This is a genomic window from Acinetobacter sp. R933-2 (assembly GCF_030325485.1).
Taxonomy (GTDB): Bacteria; Pseudomonadota; Gammaproteobacteria; order Pseudomonadales; family Moraxellaceae; genus Acinetobacter; species Acinetobacter sichuanensis.
In genome coordinates this window covers 1-785 of the sequence record NZ_JACAIJ010000062.1, presented here as the reverse complement: position 1 = coordinate 785, position 785 = coordinate 1, and the positions used below count along the sequence as shown (strand labels likewise).

The window sequence follows — 785 nt, the reverse complement described above, 5'->3', positions numbered from 1 at the left end:
TTGAATGGGTTCATGTGCAGCTCCATCAGCAAAAGGGGATGATAAGTTTATCACCACCGACTATTTGCAACAGTGCCGTTTCATCAACATAACCTAATATAATTTCACCACGTGCCGCTTGCTCTCGTAATTTTTCAATCTGCTGTGTTGCTTGTTCAAATGCAATCGGATCTCTTTTTTTTCAAGCTATGACGGGTACGCTTGAAGACCATACCTGAATCACGTAAAAACTTACGAATGGTTTCAACAGACACGGACACTTCGTATTCTTCATGTAGTTTGACTCGGATTTGTTCTGCATTGAGTGGACTTGTATTGACCCAATCTAGGATTTTCGCCTGATAGTCTGAGATCAATGTATTGGGCCGACCTGAGCGATGACCTTCTTTAATCGATTCAAACTCATACAATTCCCAACGTCGGCGTTGTAGCCTTATGGTTTCTGGGATACGTTCTTGTAGAGTGGCAACTTCCGCAACACTTTTACCTTCAGAAAGCCAGAGAATAGTTTGGGCACGTTGTCTTTCACGCCAATGTTTTGCATGCTTGGCCAGAAAAATGAGTCGTTCTCGCTGTTCTAAACTAAGTGGTACAGAAACAATTCGAGGCATGTGTGAACATCTGTTAACTAAAAAAACTTTTTCGCATGATTAGTTATTTTTGTCAACTTATTCAATAAAAAAACTATAATCATTATGTTAATTTAGAGTATAGCCTAACGGAACAAAATAAAGTCTTAAAAAGCAACTCAAAAACCGTATTTATAGACTTAATATTTAATTTCG

Annotated in this window: 1 protein-coding gene; it reads right to left on the bottom strand. The window is 38.5% G+C overall.

Translation table 11 applies throughout. The features are described from left to right. Positions 1 to 155: 155 nt before the first annotated feature. A complete protein-coding gene (locus tag HX005_RS19580) occupies positions 156 to 611 on the bottom strand; it encodes a helix-turn-helix domain-containing protein (RefSeq protein WP_004973749.1) in 456 nt (151 codons plus the stop codon). Positions 612 to 785: the final 174 nt, after the last annotated feature.

Bases quoted from the DNA above. Each gene is read 5' to 3' on its own strand.
- HX005_RS19580 (WP_004973749.1), bottom strand. From the start codon at position 611: ATGCCTCGAATTGTTTCTGTACCACTTAGTTTAGAACAGCGAGAACGA.